The following is a 24,998-nucleotide window of genomic DNA, read 5'->3' as shown; positions in this document are numbered from 1 at the left end:
AAGAAATTGAAATACATAAAGAATAGGTCCATATCTGTCCACGTAACAGGGAGGGTAAAAAAAAGATGCGTAAATTTAAATGGCCAAAGGTGTCATTGTTTGCAATTGCGACAGTGCTTCTTTGGCTAAAAACGTATATTGTCTACAAAACTAGCTTTGATATAAAAATTGAAAACTGGAAGCAGGAATTTATCTTATTTATTAATCCACTTAGCTTCCTGTTATTTATTTTTGGCATTAGTTTATTTCTAAAGGAAAAAAATCAAAACCGGTATATTTTGATTACTAGCTTTCTAGTGTCTGCCGTTTTGTTTGCAAACGTTGTCTTTTACAGGTTTTTTAATGATTTCCTGACTATACCGGTCTTGTTCCAAACAAGCAATATGAGCGATCTAGGAAGCAGTGTAAATGAATTATTGAATTTAAGTGATTTTTTGTATTTCTCTGACTTTATTATTCTCGCTTTAATTGTCAAATTCAAACCAAAATTTGTTGGTTATCGCGAGTATTCAAAGGTGCACAGACGAGCATATTTTTTAATCGCAATTGCCATCGCTTTCTTAAATCTGGGCCTTGCAGAAACTGAACGCCCGCAGCTTTTGACGCGGACATTTGACCGTGAAATGCTGATAAAAAATATTGGGACATACAATTACCATATTTACGATGCTTTTCTTCAGTCAAAGTCTTCTGCTCAGCGGGCGTTTGCTGACGGCAGTGAATTAGCGGACATCGACAACTATGTTCGTGCTAATTATAAGCAGCCTAACAATGACATGTTTGGTATTGCAAAAGGAAAAAATGTCATTTTAGTATCGATGGAATCAACACAAAGCTTTGTTCTCAATCGAACAGTGAATGGTCAAGAAATTACGCCGTTCTTAAATGATTTTATTAAAGAAAGCTATTACTTTGATAATTTTTACCACCAAACAGGCCAGGGGAAAACATCCGATTCTGAGTTTATCGTGGAGAATTCACTATACCCATTAAGCCGTGGTGCGGTATTCTTTACTCACTCTGGAAATGAATATACAGCAACTCCGGAAATTTTGAATAAATACGGATATTTTACTGCATCTTTGCATGCAAATAACAAAAGCTTTTGGAATAGAGATATTATGTATAAATCACTTGGCTATCAACGTTTCTATGATATTAACGACTATGAAGTCAATGAAGAAAATTCAGTTGGCTGGGGCTTAAAGGACATGGATTTCTTTGAACAGTCTATAAAGCACTTAAAGGAAATGCCAAAACCTTTTTATGCAAAATTGATTACATTAACAAACCACTTTCCATTTGAGTTAAAAGAAGAAGATATGTTAATTGAGCCGTATACTTCAAATGATAAAACTGTAAATAATTATTTTACAACCGTACGTTATGAGGATGAAGCTTTGAAGAACTTTATCCAAAAATTAAAAGACGAAGGACTTTATGAGGACTCGATTATTATTCTTTATGGAGATCATTATGGAATTTCAGAAAACCATAATAAAGCGATGAGTGAATACCTTGGTCAGGAAATAACACCATTTGTAAGCACGCAGCTGCAAAGGGTTCCGCTAATTATTCATATACCTGGACATAAAAGCAAAACGATTTCAACTGTTTCAGGGCAAATCGACCTAAAGCCGACAATTCTGCATTTGCTTGGTATTGATACGAAACAAGACATTCAATTCGGTTCAGATTTATTCTCTAAAAACAAAATGGATTTTGCTGTCTTAAGGGATGGTAGTTTTATTACGAAAGATTATGTGTATACACGTGAAACATGTTATGATAAGGCAACCGGTGAACCTGTAGCAAATAAGAACGCATGTGAACCATATATGGAAAAAGCAAAAAATGAACTTGAATATTCTGATAAAATTATTTATGGGGACTTATTGCGGTTCTATGAAAAGACAAAATACCGTGATAAAGGAAATGGAATAAATAAAGAAATTGAATAGTGGATAGCTGGGGCTGACTCTTTGCCTGTGAGTCGGCCCTTTTTTTAGGTTCGCAAGTAATATGCTGCTTATTATTGATTATGTATAAGACAAAGAAAGTTATTTTTTTTATTTTTCATCATAGATTTTTTAATGATGGAAGGAGGTGTAACATGAAAGTTCGAGCTCGGTCCGGTGATTCTTTCTGGTATTATAGTCAGCTTTTTCGAATTCCATTGAATTTGATTACTGATTCAAATCCTGATCTTAACCCTGCCAGATTACAAATTGGGCAGGAAATAGAAATCCCAGGATTTATTTCAAGATCTTATACGATAAGAGAAAATGATACTTTTTGGAAGCTTTCTGCCACCGGCAATATGTCAGTTGATGCCTTGCTGCTTTTGAATCAAAATGTCAATCCTAATCAGTTAAAGGCAGGAGAAAATATACTTTTGCCGGTTAGGGTAACTTCTCCCATTGTAAACGGGAAGAGAGAATACAATTATCAGGTTTTACAGGCTGATATTAACAAATTAAAGGAAATATATCCATTTTTAAATATAAACTTGATAGGAAAAAGTGTGTTTGGATTGCCTATACAACAAATAAGGCTCGGGAATGGACAAAAAAAGGTACAAATGAATGCTTCATTCCATGCGAATGAATGGATCACGACTTCAATTCTAATGAGTTATTTAAACACTTTCCTCCTTTCTTTAACAAATTCAACCTTGATTAGAGGATTATCTACACTTCCTCTTTATAACAGTGTTGACCTTACAATAATCCCTATGGTTAATCCGGATGGAGTCAATTTAGTTTTAAACGGGCCTCCGGAAGAAATGAGGGAAAGTGTCATGAAAATAAATAAAGGCAGTACCGATTATACCGGCTGGAAGGGAAATATTCGCGGTATAGACCTTAATAAACAATTTCCGGCAAAGTGGGAAATTGAAAAAGAAAGAAAAGAACCTAAAGCTCCTGCACCAAGAGATTATCCAGGTGATACCCCGCTTACCGAACCGGAGGCTATTGAAATGGCAAATCTGGCTAGAATGATTGATTTTGACAGGATGCTTGCATTCCATACGCAAGGAAAAGAATTTTATTGGGGATATGAAGGATTGGAACCTTCGGAATCTGAAAGAATAGCAAATGAATTTGCAAGAGTGAGCGGTTATAAATCGGTCCGTTACATTGACAGTCATGCAGGATATAGAGATTGGTTTATACAGGAATTTCGCCGCCCTGGATTTACGATCGAATTAGGGGAGGGCACAAATCCATTGCCACTTTCTCAATTTGATCAAATTTATGAGGAAGTTTTGGGAATTTTTCTGGCAGCTTTATACATGTAGCCTTGTTTTTCCTTTTAATTACTTAAAAATGATTGATTAGCATTGCAAAAATCACCTGTGACGGTTGTGGTCGTAAAGATCATATTTTTACAACTTCATTCGATTCATAAGGGTCTGACTCCATCCTACAATGACAATATTCAGAATGAGTTTTATGATTGTTTGTCAATTGATTGTATGGGAAGGGTCTGACCCTTATTTTTGTCAAATGGAAAAAAACTGAAACATTTTATAGAAGATTACGTACAGATAGATAGTACTAGAAAAGGTGATGTGGAAATGAAAAGATTGCAATGGAAAATAATAAGAAATCGAAGTGTGTTATTGCTTATTGTTTTCATTTCCATATTAATGCTCTTTGGATGCTCATTCGAAAAAAAAGAAGAAGAGAAAAACGAAAAAAATCAGAGCAACAATTTGTCTAAAGAAACACCAAAAAGACGTTTTGATATCCTTCCTCTTGAAATTTCTGAAGGTAAATTTGATAGAGCAATCGGATGGCTTGACAATAAAACGATCGTCTACGTATCAAATGTAAATCAAGGATCAAATGTTTATAAATATAATCTTTTTACAGGGCGCAGCACTTTGTTATATAAGAGCAAATACCCGATTGTTGAAGTATTTATTAGTCCTTCCCGTGAACGAATACTAATCCATTCTTCCAATTCATCGTACAAGGGAATGATTACAATCCTTACAGCAAACGGTAAGGAATTAGTTTCTAAAACAATCAAATCTTTTGAACTCGCTTTTGAATGGAATCCATATAATGAAAATTTACTTCTTGTGTCATCGTTTACGGAGAAGTGGGATTTTCATACTTACATTTTAAAAATACAAGACAAAGAATTATCCGAGTTTCAGCTTGCAGAGCCATTTGCCAGCTGGCTGACAGAAGACGAGTTAATTTATTTGGACTGGGACGCAAATCATTCTTCACTTTTAGCTCCATTAAAAAAGGTGAAATATGGAAGCGGAAAAATCAAAACAATCATGACGGGTCTCATCCAGGCTAAAGCTTATAGGGACAATTTGATGACAATTGGGCTCTCACAAGAGTCAGATGATAATGGTGTATATACTTTTTATTCAAATCAAATGAAGTTAAAATCGAGTATCATTGTTCCACTATTATCAAGTTACTCCGATTGGCTTGTTCCTTACTTTGAATTTCATCCTGAAGACAAGCTGTTTTATACCTTCCGGCTAAAAGCGAGCGGTGACGCAAATACGTATTCAGGTGGCTTTGAATTCATCTCTTTTGACATTGAAACAAGAGAAGAGACAGTAATTTTGGAAAACGTGGAAAATGAACCGATCAGCTGTTCATCTGACGGGGCATTGTGCTTGTATGGAAATCAGCTCGAAAAAATCATTGATGTAAAAAATCATCTTGTCCTTTCACTTTTGAAGAATGGCGGTTACAGCAAAAAAAGACTGCCAAGTTAAGGCAGTCTTTTTCGAAATCAATTTTTAGTGTGAAGCAGGAATACCGTGGTGGATTGCAGTCATGATTGTAAACCAGCCAATTACAGCAAAAGTACCCGCTGCAAAAATGAGTCCAAGGAAGTTTTTATTTCGTATTGTGCTATAAGTTCCATAAGCAGCAAGCAATGCTACTAAACCAAAAATAATAACAAGTCCCATTAAATGAGCCCCCTTTACTGTATAGTCATCAGGCAAATGCTATAAAATGATTGTGAAACTTATATGTATACATTTAGTGTACACTCGAGTTATATTTTATCTTTTTTTTGTTAAGTTGTCGAGGTCTAAAAATGACACTTCTATGTCATATGCTTGACAAATTCGTTCAACAAGTTCATCATTTTGTCTGTCGGTAAAATATATTTCCCCTTCATTAGTTATCGTTTTAAAAATGAGATGCTCATCTAATTGATAGTTTGCCATTTCAATCATCTTTTCATCCGCAGAACAGATTGAAAAAGCACAGAGTAAATCCTTAAATAAGTATATCTGGTTACTACCGGTGATAAAACCATAATCAAAAAAACATTCTCCTTCCTGTCCATCAGAAAAAACGATTAAATTGTGCCATTCTTCAAAAATTTCCCCTTCGTTTAGGATTTCTTTTGCAAGTTCAGCTTCGATGAGGCTATCAAATATAAAAAGACGTTCATAAATTTCCTTGATTTTCGTCTCTGACATCAACAGACTTCGAAAATCAGTTAGTTCATCAATTAATGGACTAGCTTCGATCCCGATCACAAATTTCATTCTTGTTCGTTCCTTTCTTTCATTATCTCATTATTAGTGTAAAATAGAGATAGTATTCCAGCAATTGGAGGTGCTTTAATGAAATGGTTTCAACTTTCTCTCGGACCTTTGCAAACAAATTGCTATATTGTTTATAATCAGAAAAAAAATTGTTTGATTTTTGATCCGGGAGAAGAACCAGAAAAATTAATTAAGTTTATAAAAGAGAAAGACCTAAAGCCGCAAGCGATTATGATTACTCATGCCCATTTTGATCATATCGGGGCTCTGGATGACATAAGAGATGAATTTGAGATTCCAGCATATATCCACGAAAAAGAAGCGAAGTGGCTAATTGATCCGGCACTCAACGGTTCACAGCTCTTCATGTTAGGAAAGATGGTCAGAATGAAACCGGCAGATCATATTCTAACAAGTGAAGGGAAGATGAGTGTGGGGGATTTTTCCTTTAATGTTTATGAAACTCCGGGGCATTCTCCGGGAAGTGTTTCCTTTTATTTTGAAGATGCGGGATTTGTGGTTTCAGGGGATGCGTTGTTTTATGGCAGTATTGGAAGAACGGATTTGCCAGGAGGAAACCATGAACAATTATTGAAAAGTATTCATAATAAATTGTTAACTCTGCCGGAAGAAACAATTATACTGCCTGGACATGGGCCTGAAACTGCAGTCGGCAGTGAAATGGATTCGAATCCATACTTGCATGGATTTTAATTCAATTTTCCTGCATTTTCAAGCAAAAAAATAGGACGAATCAAATTAGAAAAACCCTTCTCACCGGAGAAGGGTTTTTCTGGGGGATGTTCTATTCTTATAATGGGAGGGGATATAGTTAAGCTACTACCTTAACAATATGATAAAGTAAACACTATGTCAATAGTGAAAATTAAAAAGGAGATTATATGTTTCATTATCTTAAGAAGCTGATTCAAAGCAAACCTGAAAAAATGATTTCATATGCACAATATATTGCCGAGGCACTTTATCATCCTGAACATGGATATTATATGAGAGAGGGCGAAAAAATTGGCCGAAATGGAGATTTCATTACAACAAGCAATATTTCTGATATATATGGAAGAGCGATTGCTAAATGGTACAGAAAATTGGTTCAAGAATATGATTTGCCCTCATCTGTGTGCGAGATTGGTGCCGGAAACGGCAGATTCGCAATGGCATTTTTGAAAGAATGGCATCGGGAGCATCATTTGCCTCTTCGTTATTTTATTGTAGAAACAAGCCCGTATCATTTAAAAAAGCAAAGAGACCTGGTCACAAATTTTCCAAATGTAAAACAAATATACAACTTTGAGGAAATAAAACCTTTTAAGGGCATGGTATTTTCCAATGAGTTATTCGACGCTCTTCCTGTACACGTAATCGAAAGAAATGAAGGAATGTTATATGAGATAATGATTGCAGTTGAAAACAATGAACTTATAGAAAAAAAGGTACCGCTCGATAATGAACAAATCCTTTGTTTTATCAAAAAAAATAAAATTGTACTGAACGAAAATCAACGAATCGAAATCCCGCTTGAAATGGAACGAATGTTAGCCAGAATTTCAAATATGATGGAAAAAGGCTTAGTCGTAACTGCAGATTATGGGTATACAACCGACGAATGGATGGAGCCGCATAGAAGGGATGGAAGTTTAAGGGGATATTACAAGCATAAGATGTTTCACGATGTGCTCAAACATCCTGGAAAAATGGATATTACTAGCCATGTTCATTTTGATGCTCTTAAAAGAGAAGGAGAGGAATTAGGCTTACGTTTTCTTATAAAACAGAGGCAAGATGAATTTCTGCTTTCGATTGGATTGTTAAAGGAGCTTGAAGAAAACTATGATCCTAACCCTTTCTCCGAAACGAGCAAACGAAACCGTGCAATCCGAAGTCTAATTTTACCGGATGAGATGAGTGGATCCTTCCATATCATGATTCAACAAAAAAATCTTCATATATACCCCAATCAGCTTTTTCAATTCAATAAAAAAAGCAATGGATAATCTCCATTGCTTTTTTTTCTGTCCAGGCCTCTTTTAATTATTGGCCGCCAGCGCCAGGCACCATCATAAAAGTCGTCCAATAGGTGAACCCTGCAAAGAAAATGGTCAGGTATGCACCAAAGATATACAAATACATACGCTCGGACAGTTTTAAGTAGCTTAACAATAAGAAAAATCCTGTTTGACCGAAGAAAATTAGGGACGTTGTATACATGTCTCCTAAATAGAACATGACTGCGAAGATTCCAGTCCAAAATCCTAAAACTCTGTACATACGGTCCATATGTATCCCTCCTTTAACCAAACAAGTCCATCACTACAATATTATAAATGAACGGTAAATGAAAAGTAAATAACCGTTTCCATTTAGTTTGTAACAAATGCCTGATATGCGCACGCCAAGCAACCGTTAAACATATTTTCTTTTTCAACGAATTCAACTGAATCAAACAGGGTTTCAAACATTCCCTTTAAGAATTCATAATGCATGCCGCACACGATCTTGGTGTTAGTAATCGCTATTTCCTTGAATGGACAATTAAAAATTTGAAAATAAATTTTAGTTTTTTCTTCATTGACTTCAAACTCAGGATTAAAGCCTGCAATTATTGCTGCATTTTTAAGAATATTTAGCTTTTGTTCAAAATCCAGGCTTTCTCCGTTTTGGGAAGTCTTTGCAATTTCCTGTTCAATCTTTTCTGTTCCGAATTTTTTTCCGGTCATATAAAGTGCTTTTTTCCCTTCTTCACCAAGAGAAAGCATTGTTTGTATTGCCACTTTCGCTAAAAGCTGATAATCACGATATGGGAAATGCAATTGAATGACATTGTCGGATAAACGGTAATATCTGCTCGGCCTTCCTCCTTTACCTGTTTTTTTTGTTTCAGAAACTAACATGTTAACATCTTCAAGCTTTGATAAGTGAAGTCTTGCAACATTTGGATGAATATTAAAGCCATCCGCAATTTCCTGCACAGTTACTTCCTGATGCTGTTTTGAAATGTATTGATAAATGTAATAACGTGTTGGATCAGATAAAACATTTGTAATTCGTAATGTTTGTTCCACCTTCGTTCACCTCGGGACCAATAAGTTACTTCCATTATAATAAAGCCATAAATACATTGGAATGAGGTTAACACTGTTAACACTATAAGTTTAGAAAATGTTCACAAATTAATGGCTAAACATTGAACAAATAACTGGGTTGGCTGGATTCGAACCAACGCATCACGGAGTCAAAGTCTGTTGCCTTGCCGCTTGTCTATAGCCCATTCAAATTATTATTCTTTGTCTTTACAAAGCTGCAGTCCTTATTATTTGAAAAAGGATATTATTTATTCAAAAAAATTTGCCGATTGAGAAGGAATTCCAGGGAAACTTGTCGAAATAATAATTAATAAAATGAAAAGGTGGTGCATTACATTGTGAGTTCAATAAAACAGTTGGCTGACAGAATTATAAGAGATGCTGTCCGAAATCAAGCTACAGACATTCACATTATCCCGAGAAAAAAAGATACCCTGATACAGCTTCGAATGGGCAACCGTCTAGTCCCTCGACTTTACCTCCCAAAAGAAGAATGTGACCGACTCATCTCTCATTTTAAATTTACGGCTTTAATGGATATCGGAGAAAGAAGGCGTCCCCAGAGCGGAGCTTTTTCCTTCATAGTCGATGGCGATGCAATCGGACTTCGTTTATCCACCCTTCCTGCCAACAGTAGTGAAAGTCTTGTTATCCGAATACTTCCTCAGCAAAAGCAAATTCCTTTTTATCAATTATCCTTATTTCCAAGCATTACACGAAAACTATTAGCGCTACTTAAACACGCTCATGGCCTAATTATTTTCACCGGACCAACCGGAAGCGGCAAGACCACTACCCTTTATTCACTCCTAAATGAAACTTCCCATTTATTTAATCGAAATGTGATTACGTTAGAGGATCCGATCGAAAAAGATGCTGATTCTGTTCTGCAAGTGCAAGTAAATGAAAAAGCGGGAGTATCGTATGCTGCTGGCTTAAAAGCTATTTTGCGGCACGACCCTGACATTATCATGGTCGGAGAGATAAGAGATGCGGAAACAGCAAAAATTGCCGTTCGGGCTGCTTTAACGGGACATCTTGTTTTGAGCACAATGCATACAAGGGATGCGAAGGGAGCGATCTACAGGCTGATAGAATTTGGTGTGAATTGGCTAGAAGTAGAACAAACGCTTGTAGCGGTAACTGCCCAGCGTCTTGTCGAATTAACTTGTCCATTTTGCGAAGAAGAGTGCTCTCCTTATTGCTTTTCGTACGGAAGGTGGAAAAGAGCAAGTGTTTTCGAGATTTTGCACGGCCGGGCTCTATCCTCTGTCATGAGAAGAGCTAACGGAGAAGATTTTGAGGCTTCGTACAGGACGTTAAAGGAAATGATCAAAAAAGGAATTGCACTTGGCTATATTAAGGAATCGGAATATGACAGGTGGGTGTATGATGATGAATCGCTCGAAATGGAAGGTTGAAGAACAAGCTTTGTTTTTAAAACGAACCGGTGAACTTCTTGCGAGAGGTTATCCGTTATCAGAAGCAATTGAATCCATTTCTTTTTATCTGGATGGAAATAAAAAAGAACAAATGGAAGAATGCCTCATGGATTTAAAGGAAGGTTATCCTCTATATGAAATTCTTTCAAAGCTTAATTTCAATAAAAACTTAATTGGTTATGTTTATTTCGCTGAGAAGCATGGCGGGCTGTCTGAAGCTTTTCTTGACGGAAGTAATATGGTATTAAAAAGAGAAAAAGATTTAAAACGGCTTTTTAGGCTTTTGTATTACCCTCTTTTGTTAATGTCTGTTACTTTGTTTTTATTCATTTTTGTCGAAAGAATTCTCCTCCCAAAGTTTACATCTCTATTTCAAACAATGCAGCTGAAAATGAATTTTTTTACAAGAATTGTATACTTTTTGGGTGATTCCGGCCCGATTGTTTTTCTTGTTTTCTTCTGTCTTTTTCTCTTAGCCCTTTTTTACTATTATTTGTATTTCCGCAAAATGAATCAGCTTCTACAAAAAGGATCGATTGTTCGTCTTCCACTCGTCGGCCCCGTATTCAGACTTCTTTATACTCACTATTTTTCCGTTCAATTCAGTTATCTGTTAACCGGAGGTATTTCTATTTTTGAAGCTTTGAGCTTATTTGAAAATAATATGAGGCAGCCGTTCTATAAAGAAATCGGAACGGAAATTAAAAAAAGGCTGACAACAGGGGAGAGGCTTGAAATGATCTTGGCTTCTTTTCCGTTTTTTGAGTATGAGCTATCGAGAATTGTGAAACATGGCCAGGAAAACGGCAAACTTGGGCAGGAGCTTTATTTTTTTAGTCAATATTGCTTGACAAAATTAGAGTCTTTAACAGAAAGATGGATGAAAATTATTCAGCCGCTGCTATATAGCCTCATAGGTTTGATGATTGTGTCAATGTATCTTGCTGTCTTATTGCCAATGTTTCATTTACTTGATGGAATTTGAAAGGAGGATATTAAATTGAAAAATGAAAAAGGTTTTACGTTAATAGAAATGTTGATTGTTTTGCTCGTCATTTCAATTTTGTTAATAATTACGATTCCAAATATTACAAAGCACAATGACAATATTAACAATAAAGGCTGTGAAGCATTCATAAAAATGGTTCAGGCTCAAGTCCAGGCATACGAAATTGAACATAAGGTTTATCCTCAATCTGTAAAAGACCTGATTTCAAAAGGTTATCTTAATGAAAAAGAAGATAAGTGTCCAAATGGGAAAGAAGTTATAATTACGAACGGTGTCGCAGCTGTGAAAGAAGGCTCTTCATGAGAAAAAACGAAAAAGGTTTTACATTGATAGAAATATTGTTTGTATTAACATTATTCCTCATTGTTTCTTCTATCACTGTTTTCATGGTAAAACCCCATTATGAATTTATTGAAAAAACACTCTTTTTCACCTGCTTAGAAGCCGACCTTTATTATGCCCAGCAATATGCGATTTCCCACGAGCGGCAGGTTCATGTAAATTTTATGGCTGATAGCCATTATTACAAAATTCACGATTACGTAAACGGAAAAATTATCATTGAAAGACCCTATTCAAAAATCATTAAAGTTCGGGAAGGGTCGTTAAAACTGTCCTTCAAATTCACATACGATGGGAGAATTGACCGTTTTGGATCCATTTATATCACAATTGGAAAAGAAATATACCGTATGACTTTTTTGCTAGGCGAGGGGCGATTTTATGTTACGAAAGATACGAAAGAGTGAAGGTTTTTTTCTCGGAGAGCTTCTTTTATCTTTATCGATATGGCTTCTTGCTATTGGTGTTTTGCTCCCGTTTGTCATGAAGGTTTCTTACCAATCAATGAAAGTAAGGATGGAAACGGGAGCAATCCATCTCCTTTATGAAGAAGTGCAGGCCAAAATTGCAGATGGACAAGTCCTTGGAAATAGAGTTGTGAACAGATACGGATATGAATACGATATTATTTGGAAGACGGACAGAGAGGTGTGTGTAAAATTTGAGGAAAGATTTCAGCATCCAGTTGAAAAATGCGAGACGATTGAATAATAAAGGATTCACGATGTTAGAGATGCTGTTTGCTTTTGCAATATTTTGTCTTATTATTTCGTATATTCCTATTTTTTATAAAATTGTCATACATGAAGAAAGCCTGAATAAGCGTTTGGCGATGATGGAATGGGAGGTTTTTGTCAGCCAAGTAAAAAAAGAAATAAGAATGAGTGATCGTCTTCAAATTAGCGGAAGCAAGCTTTTTTTGGAAAAGAACGGAAAACTCATTTTATATGAGATGTATGGTGAGAATTTGAGAAGGAGGGTAGATTTTACAGGCCATGAAGTTTTGCTCCAACAGGTTCATTCTATTCATTTTCAAAAACTCCATAATGGTGTGCAAATTACTGTTGCAGATAAAAGAGGAACTGAGAAATCAACGGCAATATGCTCTTTTATCGATATGGAGGTTATAGAATGATCAATAATGAGCGCGGTTTTACTTTTCCGTTGTCATACAGTTTATTTCTTGTATTATCTGTTTTTTTACTTATTCATGCAGAACAATTTCTTTCTGAGAAAAAACTTTTGCGAGAAACAGAAAGCATTTTAAAGCAAGAATATTACATGATGAGCTCGGTAAAAAAAATGGAAAAGATGCTCCAAGAAAAAAACGAATTCAATACTATAAATGGCGTCTTTCAATATACACATGGAGAGGTGGATTATCAAGTTAATCATGTAACGAACAGCATCATTCAAGCCACTTTCCGATTAAAACTAGATTCAGGTGAGGAGTATTTAGGATTTGTTTTTTATGACAAAGATCTTAGGAAAATGATAAAATGGGTAGAAAAAAACTGACAGGGGTTAAAAAATGAAAGCTATTTATTTAATCGGTTTTATGGGTTCGGGGAAAACGACGGTTGGGAAATCTATGAGTGCTAAATGGAATTGGCCTGTGTTTGATACGGATGAGGAACTTGAAAAAAAAGTAAAAAAAAAGCATTAATCAAATTTTCGAGGAAAACGGAGAGGAATTCTTCCGCCTTCTTGAGTCAGAGATTTTGAAACAGATGCCAGTAAATCGTTCGATCATTACAACCGGGGGAGGCATTGTACTTAAGGAGGAAAACCGCAGGTGGATGAAGGAAAATGGGGTTGTCGTGTTTTTATATGCCGAACCGGAGGAAATTTTTAAACGAATCGAAAATGATGATTCTAGGCCTTTGCTAAAAACGAATAAAAAAGCCGCAATCAAAGAACTTTTTCAGGCGCGCCTTTCTTTATACAAAGAAGCAGCCGATTTTACAATTGATACAACCGGAAAGGATATCACCGAGATTATAAAAGAAATAGAGGAAGGTTTAACAAAGGAATGATTGGACATACTTGTAAACGATAGAATGAAAGCAGGTGTGTCGATGAAAACGAATGATTATGTGAAATATATTACGCAAACCGTAATCAAATATATTGACCAGCCAAAAGATGATCGGAAACGAATCCGTGCGGAAAAAAAAGAAAAGAAAGGGACATTTTTATTTCGCTGGTTTGGTATTTTGCCATACGTCTTTTTGGCAAGAATTAGAAAAAAGTAACAAAGAAGCGGCATAAAGCCTGCTTCCTTGTTACTTTTTTGGAGTTTAAATGGATTTTTCTGTAAGATAAAATAAACCGCCGTTAATAATCGATATCTTTATCTTCGGTTCATATTGTTCTTGAAGTGCTTTTTTTTCAATTTCATAACTTTCTCTTTCCTCTTCTCCCTCATAAAAATGATCCAATAATTCCAAATCTTTTTGCCAGCGCTTTATAGCTTCGTCTGCCCATGTATGGTCTTCCTGTCCAAGATAATTTCTTATATAGTTTTCAATTCTCATTATTCCACTTTTTGGCATGACGAGCGGGGAAAGAGTAAATGAATAATCAGGTATTTTTGGTGTTAATGGGATTTTTAGCAGTCTGTCATGAAAATTTTCAACCATTTGTCCGTTGATTAACTGCAAACCAATTGATTTGAAGATATCTCGTTTCCGGTCGCACTGATATGAAATTTTTACATTTATACCTAGCCAGGGTAATAGCGGTGTTTGCTGCTGTTGTTTCAAGCTTCGGTTTTCGTAAAGCCGTATATAACCGGCAAGATTTTTCGTTGACTTGAAAATTTGATGAAGGCGGGGTGAGCCGAAATAGATGTTTTCTCCTTTTATTTGTTCAGGTGCAGCAGCTGAATTTGTTATCATCGTTAGCTTCATTGGGTTTGGAACCCCACCGGTTTTTTCAAGGTAATGCCAGTAAAAAGGTCTGTTCATTAGTTCTTTATCAAGTTCAATTGTTAATTGAACGGTTATGTGTCCGGGACTATTTTCTATAATTTCGCACCCATTGGCATGAAAATATCTTTCAAGAAATTGATGAATTTCCTGTTGCTGCACGAAGCTCACCCTCTTTTATTTCTTCTGCAAATTGAATCATTGAAGAAAGGTTTTCCATTTTTATTCTCATTTCCCCTTCAGAAGCTGATCGTCCGAATATTTCAACTAAATGATCTTCGATATTTCCAAACTCAAGCTTTGTCAATATATCATCGAGCTCACCAATCACTTTTTCAAACAAATAAATTTTTTCATATAGCAGTTTTAATATATGTTCTTCAACAGTATCTTTTGTAGCAAAATTGTAGATGATCACATCTTTTTCCTGGCCAAGTCTGTGAATCCGCCCAATTCGCTGCTCTAATCGCATCGGATTCCACGGAAGGTCAAAGTTAATGATGTGATTGCAAAATTGAAGGTTAATTCCTTCGCCGCCAGCTTCCGTCGCTATTAACACTTGAGCTTGATTTTGAAATAATTCTCTCATCCAGTCTTTTTTGCCGCGTTTAAAGCCTCCCCTAAAAGGGACAGAGGTGATGCCGTGTTGTTTTAAAAACCATTGCAAATACATTTGGGTTGCTCTGTACTCTGTGAAAATGATGACTTTGTCATTTATTTTTTGAATAAGTTCAAGAGCTTTTTTTGCTTTCGAATTCGTTTTTACAGCTTCCACTTTTGAGACTAGGTATTGTATTTGCTCTTGAAATGCTTTTGAAGGCGATTCTTGCTTTTCAAGCATATTTTTTAACGTATAAAAAACAGCTTCCCTGCTGCTGCATGCTTCCCGCTGCAGTGTCATAACTGAAAATTGGCTTGAGTTGACCCAGTTGCCTTCACTCCGCAAGTCCGTTACTGCATCATAAAGCTCCCGTTCTTCTTTTGTAAGCTCGATCGGTATCGTTTCAACATGCCGTTTTGTCCACTCAATCCCGGTGTCGGTCCTCCTGTTTCGTATCATGACCTTATTAACAAGCTCACGAAGGCGTTCGTCATCATTAAACGACCGTGAGTCCCTTTTGTACTTTTCAAAGAAAGCAGATTCATTGCCTAAATGCCCTGGTTTTAATAAAGAAACTAAATGAAAGATTTCTTCTATCCGGTTTTGAATGGGTGTAGCTGTTAATAGTAGGCAGAATTTCTTTTTTAAGTTTTGAACAAACTCGTAGTTTTTTGTTTTATTATTTTTGAGCTTGTGAGCTTCGTCGATAATAATCAAATCATAATCCTGTTCGTAAATTATTTCTCTATGAGGGCTTCTTTTGGCTGTATCGATCGAAGATACAACAACATCGCACTGGTCCCATACATAGCTTTTTCGCTGAGTGATGGCCGGGATAAAGAATTTTGTATTCAATTCACTCGCCCATTGGGTAACAAGTGAAGCCGGAACAAGAATAAGCACTTTTTTTACGAGACCCCGAATCATATATTCCTTTAGTATCAGGCCCGCTTCAATTGTTTTTCCCAGACCTACTTCATCAGCCAAAATGGCTTTGCCGTGCATGTTTTCAACAACTTGTCTAGCGGCTTCAAGCTGATGGGGCAATGGAGTCAAATTTGGCAGGTGCTTCGGAGCCTGCAGACCTTCGAATTCAGGGATGACCGTATGTTTTTCCACTTCAACGGCTAGTTTAAATAACTCCCAGTTTCCCCAGGGGCCATCATTAGTAATCCGTTGTAAAAATTCATCCTGCCAGGAAGAATCGAACTCAATCTGCACCGTCATGTCAAATTGCTCCTTTACTAGAAAATGTTATTGCCCAACCAAGCTCTTTAATGGTAGGATAAGATTAGCTTTGAAAGTTTAGAAATTTATCATATTAAAAATTCTTTTTAAAAGGTGTAATCTAAAACCTATTCGTAAAGTTTAGTATGACCATAATGGGAAATTTTATAAATGCGAATGATGACAAGGGGAGAGACTACATTTGTAGCGCCGAAGGAGCAAACAAAGCTGATTTGTGAATCTCTCAGGCAAAAGAACTCTTGTTTGACGCTGCTCTGGAGAGTGCTCCACCAATATTGGAGCCACCAAAGAGGAAAGCCGCAATGGTAAACTTTCAGGTGCAAGGACAGAGACCTTCTCATTTATTGAGGGGGTTTTCTGTCCTTTTTTGTTTGTCCATGGCGCTCGTTTTTTATTGAATTGAATTCTGGGTAAACTAACATTTCAGATGGAGGATTAGGGGGATCAAGATGTCTGAACTTAAGCGCACACCGTTATTTGATACGTATAAGGAATATGGTGCAAAGACTATCGATTTTGGAGGCTGGGAATTGCCTGTCCAATTCTCAAGCATCAAAGAGGAACATGAGGCTGTCCGGACAAAGGCAGGATTATTTGATGTTTCTCACATGGGAGAAATTGAAGTAAAAGGAACAGGTAGTCTAGAGTATTTACAAAAAATGTTAACTAATGATGTCTCAAAATTAAAAACGGGAGGTGCCCAATATTCGGCGATGTGCTATGAAAACGGGGGCACTGTTGACGATCTTCTCGTTTATAAGCTGGAAGAAGACCACTATCTGCTTGTTGTAAATGCTGCAAATATCGATAAGGATTTCAATTGGCTCAAAGATCATTTAGATGAAAATGTTGAAATTAATGATTTGTCTGAACAAACAGCTCAATTGGCACTGCAAGGTCCGCTAGCAGAAGAAGTTCTTCAAAAACTAACACCAGAAACAAATCTAAACAATATTGGCTTTTTTAAATTCCAGCAGGATGTGAACATTAATGGGAAAAAAGCGCTTGTCTCAAGAACGGGATATACCGGTGAAGACGGATTTGAAATTTATTGTGATGCAAATGATGCACCAGTTCTTTGGAAGGAGATCCTTGAGGCAGGAAAGGAATTCTGCATATTGCCATGCGGATTAGGAGCACGCGATACGTTGCGCTTTGAAGCATGCCTTGCGCTTTACGGCCAGGAACTTTCTCCAGAGATCAGCCCGCTTGAAGCGGGAATCGGATTTGCCGTAAAGCTTAATAAAGATGCTGATTTTATTGGCAAAGATGCATTAAAACAACAAAAAGAAAACGGGGTCCCGAGAAAGCTTGTCGGCGTAGAAATGATCGACAGAGGGATTCCGCGCCACGGTTATCAAGTATATAAAGGTGACGAAAAAATCGGAGAAGTTACTAGCGGAACACAATCTCCAACATTGAAGAAAAATATCGGGCTTGCCTTAGTAAAAGCGGAGGAAGCAGAACTTGGCAATGAAGTCGACATTGAAATCCGTAGCAAGCGTCTAAAAGCAGTTATTGTGTCAACACCTTTTTATAAAAGAGAAAAGAAGTCACAGGGAGGAAAGTAAACGATGAAGCATCGCTATTTACCGATGACAGAACAGGACAAAAAGGCAATGTTGGAAACAATCGGCGTATCCTCTATTGATGACCTGTTCAGCGATATTCCAGAACGCGTCCGTTTTAAGGGCGAATATAACATAAAACCAGCAAAGTCTGAATCATCTTTAATGAAAGAATTAGCTTTTTTGGCTGAAAAAAATGCAGATTTAAAGAAAAATACCTCTTTTCTCGGAGCAGGTGTTTATGATCATTACATTCCGGTCATTGTAGACCATGTTATTTCTCGTTCAGAATTTTATACAGCGTATACACCGTATCAGCCTGAAATTTCTCAAGGTGAACTTCAAGCTATTTTTGAATTCCAAACAATGATCTGCGAATTAACTGGAATGGAAGTAGCCAATTCCTCCATGTATGACGGCGCAACAGCTCTGGCGGAAGCCGCCATGTTAAGCGCAGGACAAACAAGGAGAAAGAAAGTAGTTATTTCCTCAGCAGTTCATCCAGAAGCAAAAGAAGTCGTAAAGACATATGCGAAAGGACAATATATTGAGGTAGTCGAAGTTCCCTATAAAGACGGGATCACAGATATTGAGCAACTGAAAAATATGGTGACAGATGAGGTGGCGGCTGTCATTGTACAGTATCCAAATTTCTTCGGCCGCATAGAACCTTTAAAAGAGATTGAGGAAATAGCTCATGGCCAAAAAGCGATGTTTGTTGTTTCAAGTAATCCGCTTGCACTTGGTGTGTTAAGGCCGCCAGGGAACTTCGGAGCCGATATCGTTGTCGGTGATGCTCAGCCATTTGGAATACCGACAGCTTTTGGCGGTCCTCATTGCGGTTACTTTGCTGTTACGAGCAAACTGATGCGAAAATTGCCTGGCCGGCTTGTTGGCCAAACAGTGGATGAGGAAGGGCGCCGAGGTTTTGTTCTGACTCTACAAGCACGCGAACAACACATCCGCCGCGACAAAGCAACTTCCAATATTTGTTCCAACCAGGCACTAAATGCACTTGCGGCCTCTGTTGCCATGACGGCTTTAGGAAAAAAAGGTGTGAAAGAGATGGCTGTTGCCAATATTCAAAAGGCTCATTATGCGAAAAAAGCATTCATAAAAAATGGTTTTGAGCTTGTCTTTGATGGCCCTGCTTTTAATGAATTTATTGTGAAGCTGAATAAGTCGGTGAAAGATGTAAACAAGGCTCTTTTACAAAAGGGAATCATTGGCGGATATGATCTCGGGCATGATTTTTCAGAATTGGAAAATCATATGTTAGTCGCCGTAACGGAATTAAGAACAAAAGAAGAGATTGATACTTTCGTGAAAGAATTGGGGGATTTCCATGCATAAACAAGATCAACCGCTGATTTTTGAAATGAGCACACCAGGGCGCATTGGATACAGTCTTCCGGAAATGGATGTTCCGGAAATCGATGTAAACGATCTTCTGCCGGACGAGTATTTGCGAAAAGAAGAGCCTGATCTGCCGGAAGTTTCTGAGCTTGATATTATGCGCCATTATACAGCTTTATCAAAGCGCAATCACGGGGTGGATTCAGGTTTTTATCCGCTTGGATCTTGTACAATGAAATACAATCCGAAAATCAATGAAAACGTTGCCCGCTTTCATGGTTTTGCACACATTCACCCGCTTCAGGACGAAAGTTCCGTCCAGGGTGCGCTAGAATTAATGTATGATCTCCAGCAGCATTTAAAGGAGATTACCGGCATGGATGAAGTGACGCTTCAGCCGGCCGCAGGCGCTCATGGGGAATGGACAGGGCTGATGATGATCCGTGCATACCATGAAGCAAACGGGGATACAAAGCGGACGAAAGTCATTGTCCCTGACTCAGCTCATGGAACGAATCCCGCTTCTGCCTCTGTTGCAGGATTTGAAACCATAACCGTTAAATCGAATGAAAACGGACTTGTCGATTTGGAAGATTTAAGACGCGTAGTCGGCGAAGATACTGCCGCTCTCATGCTGACAAATCCAAACACACTCGGTTTATTTGAAGAGAATATTTTAGAAATGGCGGAAATTGTCCATGACGCCGGCGGAAAATTGTATTATGACGGTGCGAACTTGAATGCTGTTTTATCAAAAGCCCGCCCAGGAGACATGGGATTTGACGTTGTTCATTTAAACCTTCATAAAACCTTTACAGGCCCACACGGAGGAGGCGGTCCTGGTTCAGGTCCGGTAGGGGTAAAAGCAGATTTAATTCCTTTTCTTCCAAAACCAGTTGTAACGAAACGCGGCGAGGAATATGTCCTTGATTATGACCGTCCGCAATCGATCGGTCGCGTCAAGCCGTTTTATGGGAATTTCGGAATCAATGTCCGTGCTTACACGTATATCCGTTCAATGGGGCCGGATGGCTTAAAAGCAGTCAGTGAATATGCTGTGTTAAACGCAAACTATATGATGAGAAGACTCGCGGAATATTATGATTTGCCATATAATAGACATTGTAAGCATGAATTCGTATTAAGCGGGAAGCGCCAAAAGAAACTTGGAGTGCGTACGCTTGACATTGCGAAACGCTTGCTTGATTTCGGCTATCATCCGCCGACCATTTACTTCCCGTTAAACGTGGAAGAGTGTATCATGATTGAACCGACTGAAACCGAATCAAAAGAAACGCTTGATGCATTTATTGATGCGATGATTCAAATTGCAAAAGAAGCTGAAGAAAATCCGGAAATTGTACAAGAAGCACCTCATACAACGGTTGTCAGCAGGTTAGATGAAGCGTTGGCTGCCCGCAAACCAGTTCTTCGATATGTAAAACAATCATAACGTACAAATTTGGCATGGTGCTTGGCGCCATGCCAAATTTTTTGAGTGCTGCGCTGCAGCTTTAACTCTTGGTTTAGGAGAGTTTACTCTTGTTCGGAAGGAGATTACTCCCGTTCAGCATGAGTTTACTCCCGTTCAGGAGGAGACTACTCCCGTTACTCCCGTTCAGTGGTTTCGTTCAGCAGTAGTTTCCTCCAGTTCAGCAGGGATTACATCCTTTCAAGGTTCTTTTACTCTCGTTCAGCTGAATTTTTATTTAAAATCCATATAGTAGGAGCGATTGCGGAACGATCCCTCGCTCCGTAAATTCATACTTTGCAAGAGGCGAGTGGCAGTCTTCATGTCGTCAATCTGGAGAAATTCTCGACAATTTTTGTTTGTCATTTTGCCTCCAAATAACAAAAACCACTCTTTAATAGCTTTTTGATGGGCTAATTTATCGTTGTTTCCACAATTTGAACAACTCCAATTCCTAAAAACTCTTTTCATTCCAAGCTTGCCACATAATTTACATTCAACTCCAGTACGGATGTCGCTCCGTGGGATATGATAAGTTTCACAAATGAGTGGGGGGATAAAATTTCGATGCCCTTTCATGAGTTCAGTGCATAACCAGTTGAACGAATCTTTTTTCAATTTACTAGGATTATCATAGAGGTTTTTAATATATGAAGGAATTAATTTTGGAAATAGAACTTTTGTTTTCACAGGGGCTAATTCAACGATCTGCTTCGGATATGCCAAGACAACGACTCCATATACGGGAAGATGGATACCGCGGGTATGAATCCATTCCTCTAATAATTCAACGTTTCGTTCTACTTGTGCCACTGGACTATCAAAGCCATCTACCTGTCTGTCAGCACTTGTACGGATTAATTGTGGAGGGGTTTCAATAAACTTCAAGCTTCCTGCAATATTTTTCACTTCAAAAACAATTGTGAAAGAGGGAGTTAGAAACAAGGTGTCTATTTGAAAATAGCTGCTTGTGGAAAGGGATAGATCGAAGAATATACGGTGATCTATGGAAAAGGAATGTTTGTGGAATACGTCTTCCACTCTTTCTTCACCATGAATGCCAGTTTTAATGGAAGTGGATTTTGCTGATAAAACGGGTAACAGTGGGTGATGATCACCAATTTTGAGCGGTGAGCAAACCTTGAAGTAGAAGCGATTCCGCTCGATGTTTAACGATTATCTTTAACACCTCCAAAATAGTATTAAGTATATCGTAGCACATTTTAAAAGCGCATACTATATGGGTTTAATCCACCATTCGGAATGAAAGTCTTAAGGACCTATAGATTCCTTATTACAATTTGGCTTTTATTAAGAAGGCTGTGTTAAACCCCGCCTCTTGGATTTAATTAAAAAGACCGGGCAGAGCCCGGTTTCCTTAAACTCAATTATTTCGTTTTAATTTTGCCTGTCCACTTTTTGAATCCGCCTTGAAGATGGTATAAATCTTTATAGCCATTACGATACAATATTTGTGCAGCACGGCCGCTGCGGATTTGGTTTTGGCAATATAAATAAACAGGCTTGTCCGGACGGATTTCCTTTAGTCTCATTTTCAGCTGAGAAAGAGGGATATTTCTTGCACCAAGAATATGTCCAGCCTCAAACTCATTCGGTTCACGTACATCAATAAGCTGAGCCTTTCGATACCCTTGGCGGAACTCTTCTTCTGTTAATGTTTTAACAATTTTGCGCTGATAAAGCCATGTAATAACTGAATAAACAATGAAAGCACCAGTGATGATTAAAATAAAATATAGCGTACCCAATCCTTCTTGCTCCTTTCAATATGCTAAGCCAATCTTAATTATATAAGGCACGGCTCTATTGAGTAAAGAAAATCGTCGAAAAATCTTTGTGTACTGATAGTAGGATGGGGGCCTTGCTTTGTTTAAAGGATGAATTTTGATAGACTAAAAAGGAAGCTAAAATAATACGTTTTAAAGAGGGTTACATATGAGCAAAGAAGTATGGCGTTTTATTGATACAGGTAACGGGTCACCATCTTTTAATATGGCCTTGGACGAGGCGCTTCTTGATTGGCACAGTGAAGGGAAGATTCCTCCTGTGATCAGATTTTACGGATGGAATCCTCCAACATTGTCAATCGGTTATTTTCAAAAAGTTGAAAAAGAGATTGATTTAGATGCGGTTAAAAAGCATAATCTTGGCTTTGTCCGCAGGCCTACCGGCGGCAGAGGAGTTCTTCATGAGCATGAGCTAACCTACAGTGTGATCGTTTCTGAAGATCATCCGAAAATGCCGAAAACGGTCACTGAAGCTTATCGGGTCATTTCTGAAGGAATTTTAAAAGGTTTTCATTATTTAGGGCTTGAAGCATATTTTGCTGTACCGAAAACAGCAGAAGAGAAAGAATCATTAAAAAATCCAAGATCTTCTGTTTGCTTTGACGCACCAAGCTGGTATGAGCTTGTGGTCGAAGGAAGAAAAGTAGCAGGAAGTGCGCAGACAAGACAAAAAGGTGTTATTCTTCAACATGGTTCGATATTGCTTGATCTTGATGAGGATAAGTTGTTCAGTCTATTTAAGTATCCAAATGAACGGGTAAAGGAAAGAATGCAAAAAGCGTTTAAAGACAAAGCCGTTGCGATTAACGATATAAGCAGCCGGAAAATTACGCTCGAAGAAGCAAAGGAAGCTTTCTGGAAAGGGTTTAGCGAGGGGCTTAACATTGAGTTAGAACCATACGAGCTAACACAAGAAGAGCTTGAATATGTACGAAAAATTGCAAAAGATCGGTACGAGAATGATGATTGGAATTTTAGAAGATGAAAAAGCGGCTTCGGCTGCTTTTTTAGTTTTAGCACGCCCAGCTTGTTGGTGAAAGTCCAACCCGAGTAAGTGCCAAGACGCTCGGTAGCTGACCGGCAACTGGTGGAGAAATCCTAAGGTTGAAGCCCGGTGACAACGTAACTCCTTTTGGAGTGCTAGCAAATCAACAGGTCGTAACATTATGTGAATTCTGCCGCCTCGTCAAAAAAGACATCGCTGGAGGGCAAAGGGAAGTCGAGCCTGGTGAGATTGGGCTAAGACCATGGACGGTGTGTAGAACTTGGAATGCAGCACCTAAGAATCCCTCGGGGTAAAGGAATCGACATGTTGAGAAAGTACCTTGCGGAACTGGGGAGACCCTCCTTCACACTCAATAAGAGTAAAGAGGAAACCTATAAGCAATTGCGAAATGGTGGACTGTGGAGAGGGAGTCGGAGGAGGTCATAGTAACAATGAAGGAAAGACAACAAAACTTTCTGGAGTGAAGGACCTCTGCTTTGTTCGCGTGTTAGAAGGAGGTAAGAGTGAGTGAATGCCGGAAAACCGGCTAACTACACCGATGTAAAAGCTCGAGAACTTTGGAAAACACTATACCTTTGTGCCAAGGAAAGCAAAAATCGCCGATTTCATGCGTTATATGACAAAGTTTATCGTCCCGACATTCTTGCGGAGGCATGGCGAAGAGTGAAAAGAAATAAAGGCAGTGGGGGAATAGATGGACAGACCATAGAGGGCATCGTCCATGAATATGGAGAAAGAAAGTTTCTCAACGAATTATATCTTGAGTTGAAGGAGAAACGATTTCATCCGAAACCTGTTCGAAGAACATATATCCCAAAAGCTGACGGGAAAGAAAGACCACTGGGAATCCCAACGATTAAAGACAGGGTTGCACAGATAACAGTGAAATTACTCATTGAACCTATATTTGAAGCAGATTTCAAAGACTGCTCATTTGGTTTTCGCCCAAATCGGAATGCCCATCAAGCCATAAATAGAATCCGTAAATTGAGTAGGAAGTCATACTGGGTTGTCGATGTCGATATTAAAGGATACTTCGACAACATTAACCAGGAGAAGCTCATGAAGTTGGTGGAAATGCGAATAAGCGACAGAAGGGTACTAAGACTCATCCGTAAATGGCTAAAAGCAGGCGTCATGGAAGATGATCAGTTCCGTGACACCGACCTAGGTACGCCGCAAGGGGGGGGGATTTCTCCGCTTTTAGCGAATATTTACTTGAATTACATGGATACCATTTGGGAGAAGCAGTTCGCTCACTTAGGGGAACTTATACGATACGCCGATGACTTCGTCATTATGTGCAATACGAAACAACAAGCCCTGCAAAGTATTGATGTAGTCAAATCCATCATGAAGAAATTGGATTTAACCATCAACAAGGACAAATCAAGACTGGTAAACATTTGGGATGACAAAAGTGGATTTGACTTTCTCGGAATGCATCATAGAATCGGAAAGCCGTATGAGGGAAAACCTCACGTACGGTTTGATGAGGGGAAACTGAAAGTAAAAAGAGAAAGCGAGAGCTGCCCCTTTTGAAATCAGTTTTCTACTCTACTTTACAAAAAGAC

At 38.1% G+C, this 24,998-nt stretch carries 28 protein-coding genes and 1 riboswitch; of the genes, 20 read left to right on the top strand and 8 right to left on the bottom strand.

Going from position 1 to position 24,998, the window contains the following annotated elements; translation table 11 throughout:
• The first annotated feature begins 65 nt into the window (after positions 1-65).
• From BMMGA3_RS11225 to BMMGA3_RS11215, 3 genes are all read left to right on the top strand, one after another.
• Positions 66-1,961, top strand: coding sequence for an LTA synthase family protein (locus BMMGA3_RS11225; RefSeq protein WP_004435660.1), 1,896 nt, complete (start codon positions 66-68; stop codon positions 1,959-1,961).
• A gap of 152 nt (positions 1,962-2,113) precedes the next feature.
• Positions 2,114-3,301 (top strand): M14 family metallopeptidase, encoded by a 1,188-nt coding sequence (locus tag BMMGA3_RS11220; protein ID WP_004435659.1) that lies wholly within the window; start codon positions 2,114-2,116, stop codon positions 3,299-3,301.
• 279 nt (positions 3,302-3,580) lie between these two features.
• A complete protein-coding gene (locus tag BMMGA3_RS11215) occupies positions 3,581-4,753 on the top strand; it encodes a YqgU-like beta propeller domain-containing protein (protein WP_004435657.1) in 1,173 nt (390 codons plus the stop codon).
• A 24-nt stretch (positions 4,754-4,777) separates the two neighbouring features.
• Here BMMGA3_RS11215 and BMMGA3_RS17465 read toward each other — a convergent pair whose 3' ends face one another.
• The gene (locus BMMGA3_RS17465; RefSeq protein ID WP_004435655.1) at positions 4,778-4,951 is read right to left on the bottom strand and encodes a DUF2759 domain-containing protein; all 174 of its coding nucleotides are present in this window, start codon (positions 4,949-4,951) and stop codon (positions 4,778-4,780) included.
• Positions 4,952-5,047: 96 nt separating this feature from the next.
• Positions 5,048-5,542, bottom strand: coding sequence for a hypothetical protein (locus BMMGA3_RS11205; protein ID WP_004435653.1), 495 nt, complete (start codon positions 5,540-5,542; stop codon positions 5,048-5,050).
• A 78-nt stretch (positions 5,543-5,620) separates the two neighbouring features.
• Between BMMGA3_RS11205 and BMMGA3_RS11200 the strand changes: the two genes are divergently transcribed.
• On the top strand, positions 5,621-6,256 hold the full coding sequence (locus BMMGA3_RS11200) for an MBL fold metallo-hydrolase (RefSeq protein ID WP_004435650.1): 636 nt from the start codon (positions 5,621-5,623) through the stop codon (positions 6,254-6,256).
• 188 nt (positions 6,257-6,444) lie between these two features.
• A complete protein-coding gene (locus BMMGA3_RS11195; RefSeq protein ID WP_004435648.1) occupies positions 6,445-7,554 on the top strand; it encodes a class I SAM-dependent methyltransferase in 1,110 nt (369 codons plus the stop codon).
• 37 nt (positions 7,555-7,591) lie between these two features.
• Here the strand turns inward: BMMGA3_RS11195 and BMMGA3_RS11190 are convergent, their stop codons facing one another.
• A complete protein-coding gene (locus BMMGA3_RS11190; protein WP_004435645.1) occupies positions 7,592-7,837 on the bottom strand; it encodes a DUF2626 domain-containing protein in 246 nt (81 codons plus the stop codon).
• Between the two features lie 83 nt (positions 7,838-7,920).
• Positions 7,921-8,622, bottom strand: coding sequence for a helix-turn-helix transcriptional regulator (locus BMMGA3_RS11185; protein ID WP_004435643.1), 702 nt, complete (start codon positions 8,620-8,622; stop codon positions 7,921-7,923).
• Between the two features lie 359 nt (positions 8,623-8,981).
• On the opposite strand from BMMGA3_RS11185, the gene comGA reads away from it, so the two are divergent.
• The 10 genes from comGA to BMMGA3_RS11135 are packed head-to-tail and all read left to right on the top strand — an operon-like array spanning position 8,982 to position 13,691.
• On the top strand, positions 8,982-10,064 hold the full coding sequence (gene comGA, locus BMMGA3_RS11175) for a competence type IV pilus ATPase ComGA (RefSeq protein WP_004435641.1): 1,083 nt from the start codon (positions 8,982-8,984) through the stop codon (positions 10,062-10,064).
• A complete protein-coding gene (gene comGB, locus BMMGA3_RS11170; protein WP_004435638.1) occupies positions 10,039-11,070 on the top strand; it encodes a competence type IV pilus assembly protein ComGB in 1,032 nt (343 codons plus the stop codon). Before comGA ends, comGB begins: the two co-directional genes overlap by 26 nt.
• 15 nt (positions 11,071-11,085) lie before the next feature.
• Positions 11,086-11,397 carry a competence type IV pilus major pilin ComGC gene (comGC, locus tag BMMGA3_RS11165; protein WP_004435635.1) on the top strand — a complete coding sequence of 104 codons (312 nt, stop codon included), beginning with the start codon at positions 11,086-11,088 and terminating at the stop codon, positions 11,395-11,397.
• The gene (gene comGD, locus BMMGA3_RS11160; RefSeq protein WP_004435633.1) at positions 11,394-11,843 is read left to right on the top strand and encodes a competence type IV pilus minor pilin ComGD; all 450 of its coding nucleotides are present in this window, start codon (positions 11,394-11,396) and stop codon (positions 11,841-11,843) included. Before comGC ends, comGD begins: the two co-directional genes overlap by 4 nt.
• Complete coding sequence (locus BMMGA3_RS11155) at positions 11,818-12,147, top strand: hypothetical protein (protein WP_004435631.1); 330 nt, start codon at positions 11,818-11,820, stop codon at positions 12,145-12,147. The genes comGD and BMMGA3_RS11155 overlap by 26 nt, the downstream gene beginning before the upstream one ends.
• Positions 12,098-12,571 (top strand): competence type IV pilus minor pilin ComGF, encoded by a 474-nt coding sequence (gene comGF / locus BMMGA3_RS11150; RefSeq protein WP_237712842.1) that lies wholly within the window; start codon positions 12,098-12,100, stop codon positions 12,569-12,571. The genes BMMGA3_RS11155 and comGF overlap by 50 nt, the downstream gene beginning before the upstream one ends.
• Positions 12,568-12,954, top strand: a complete 387-nt coding sequence (gene comGG / locus BMMGA3_RS11145; protein ID WP_004435627.1) for a competence type IV pilus minor pilin ComGG — start codon at positions 12,568-12,570, stop codon at positions 12,952-12,954. The genes comGF and comGG overlap by 4 nt, the downstream gene beginning before the upstream one ends.
• Before the next feature lie 13 nt (positions 12,955-12,967).
• Positions 12,968-13,102, top strand: coding sequence for a shikimate kinase (locus BMMGA3_RS18655; RefSeq protein WP_318533204.1), 135 nt, complete (start codon positions 12,968-12,970; stop codon positions 13,100-13,102).
• 55 nt (positions 13,103-13,157) lie between these two features.
• Positions 13,158-13,472, top strand: coding sequence for a shikimate kinase (locus BMMGA3_RS11140; protein WP_412150331.1), 315 nt, complete (start codon positions 13,158-13,160; stop codon positions 13,470-13,472).
• Positions 13,473-13,514: 42 nt separating this feature from the next.
• The gene (locus tag BMMGA3_RS11135) at positions 13,515-13,691 is read left to right on the top strand and encodes a YqzE family protein (protein ID WP_081485685.1); all 177 of its coding nucleotides are present in this window, start codon (positions 13,515-13,517) and stop codon (positions 13,689-13,691) included.
• 45 nt (positions 13,692-13,736) lie between these two features.
• Here BMMGA3_RS11135 and BMMGA3_RS11130 read toward each other — a convergent pair whose 3' ends face one another.
• Together BMMGA3_RS11130 and BMMGA3_RS11125 are read right to left on the bottom strand one after the other, a co-directional pair.
• Positions 13,737-14,528 (bottom strand): YqhG family protein, encoded by a 792-nt coding sequence (locus BMMGA3_RS11130; RefSeq protein ID WP_004435620.1) that lies wholly within the window; start codon positions 14,526-14,528, stop codon positions 13,737-13,739.
• Complete coding sequence (locus BMMGA3_RS11125; protein WP_004435619.1) at positions 14,497-16,194, bottom strand: DEAD/DEAH box helicase; 1,698 nt, start codon at positions 16,192-16,194, stop codon at positions 14,497-14,499. Before BMMGA3_RS11125 ends, BMMGA3_RS11130 begins: the two co-directional genes overlap by 32 nt.
• Before the next feature lie 177 nt (positions 16,195-16,371).
• Positions 16,372-16,464, top strand: a riboswitch (glycine riboswitch).
• Between the two features lie 200 nt (positions 16,465-16,664).
• Between BMMGA3_RS11125 and gcvT the strand changes: the two genes are divergently transcribed.
• From gcvT to gcvPB, 3 genes are read left to right on the top strand one after another with little or no spacing between them, the layout of a single operon-like run.
• Complete coding sequence (gcvT, locus tag BMMGA3_RS11120; RefSeq protein ID WP_004435618.1) at positions 16,665-17,786, top strand: glycine cleavage system aminomethyltransferase GcvT; 1,122 nt, start codon at positions 16,665-16,667, stop codon at positions 17,784-17,786.
• Positions 17,787-17,789: 3 nt separating this feature from the next.
• Positions 17,790-19,136: an aminomethyl-transferring glycine dehydrogenase subunit GcvPA gene (gene gcvPA, locus BMMGA3_RS11115; RefSeq protein WP_004435616.1), complete on the top strand. Its 1,347-nt coding sequence runs from the start codon at positions 17,790-17,792 to the stop codon at positions 19,134-19,136.
• Complete coding sequence (gene gcvPB / locus BMMGA3_RS11110) at positions 19,129-20,592, top strand: aminomethyl-transferring glycine dehydrogenase subunit GcvPB (RefSeq protein ID WP_004435615.1); 1,464 nt, start codon at positions 19,129-19,131, stop codon at positions 20,590-20,592. Before gcvPA ends, gcvPB begins: the two co-directional genes overlap by 8 nt.
• Positions 20,593-20,844: 252 nt before the next feature.
• Here gcvPB and BMMGA3_RS11105 read toward each other — a convergent pair whose 3' ends face one another.
• Together BMMGA3_RS11105 and BMMGA3_RS11100 are read right to left on the bottom strand one after the other, a co-directional pair.
• A complete protein-coding gene (locus BMMGA3_RS11105; RefSeq protein ID WP_259674492.1) occupies positions 20,845-21,669 on the bottom strand; it encodes a nuclease-related domain-containing protein in 825 nt (274 codons plus the stop codon).
• Positions 21,670-21,998: 329 nt separating this feature from the next.
• Positions 21,999-22,379: a rhodanese-like domain-containing protein gene (locus BMMGA3_RS11100; RefSeq protein ID WP_004435611.1), complete on the bottom strand. Its 381-nt coding sequence runs from the start codon at positions 22,377-22,379 to the stop codon at positions 21,999-22,001.
• A gap of 187 nt (positions 22,380-22,566) precedes the next feature.
• Here BMMGA3_RS11100 and BMMGA3_RS11095 point away from each other — a divergent pair, with 187 nt between their 5' ends.
• Together BMMGA3_RS11095 and ltrA are read left to right on the top strand one after the other, a co-directional pair.
• Positions 22,567-23,403, top strand: coding sequence for a lipoate--protein ligase family protein (locus BMMGA3_RS11095; protein ID WP_004435610.1), 837 nt, complete (start codon positions 22,567-22,569; stop codon positions 23,401-23,403).
• Between the two features lie 528 nt (positions 23,404-23,931).
• Positions 23,932-24,966: a group II intron reverse transcriptase/maturase gene (gene ltrA, locus BMMGA3_RS11085; RefSeq protein ID WP_081848753.1), complete on the top strand. Its 1,035-nt coding sequence runs from the start codon at positions 23,932-23,934 to the stop codon at positions 24,964-24,966.
• Positions 24,967-24,998 lie beyond the last annotated feature (32 nt).

Origin of the sequence: Bacillus methanolicus MGA3, from assembly GCF_000724485.1 — a bacterium.
In the GTDB taxonomy this organism is placed as follows: Bacteria; Bacillota; Bacilli; order Bacillales; family Cytobacillaceae; genus Bacillus_Z; species Bacillus_Z methanolicus_A.
This window is presented reverse-complemented; position numbering and strand designations above follow the sequence as displayed.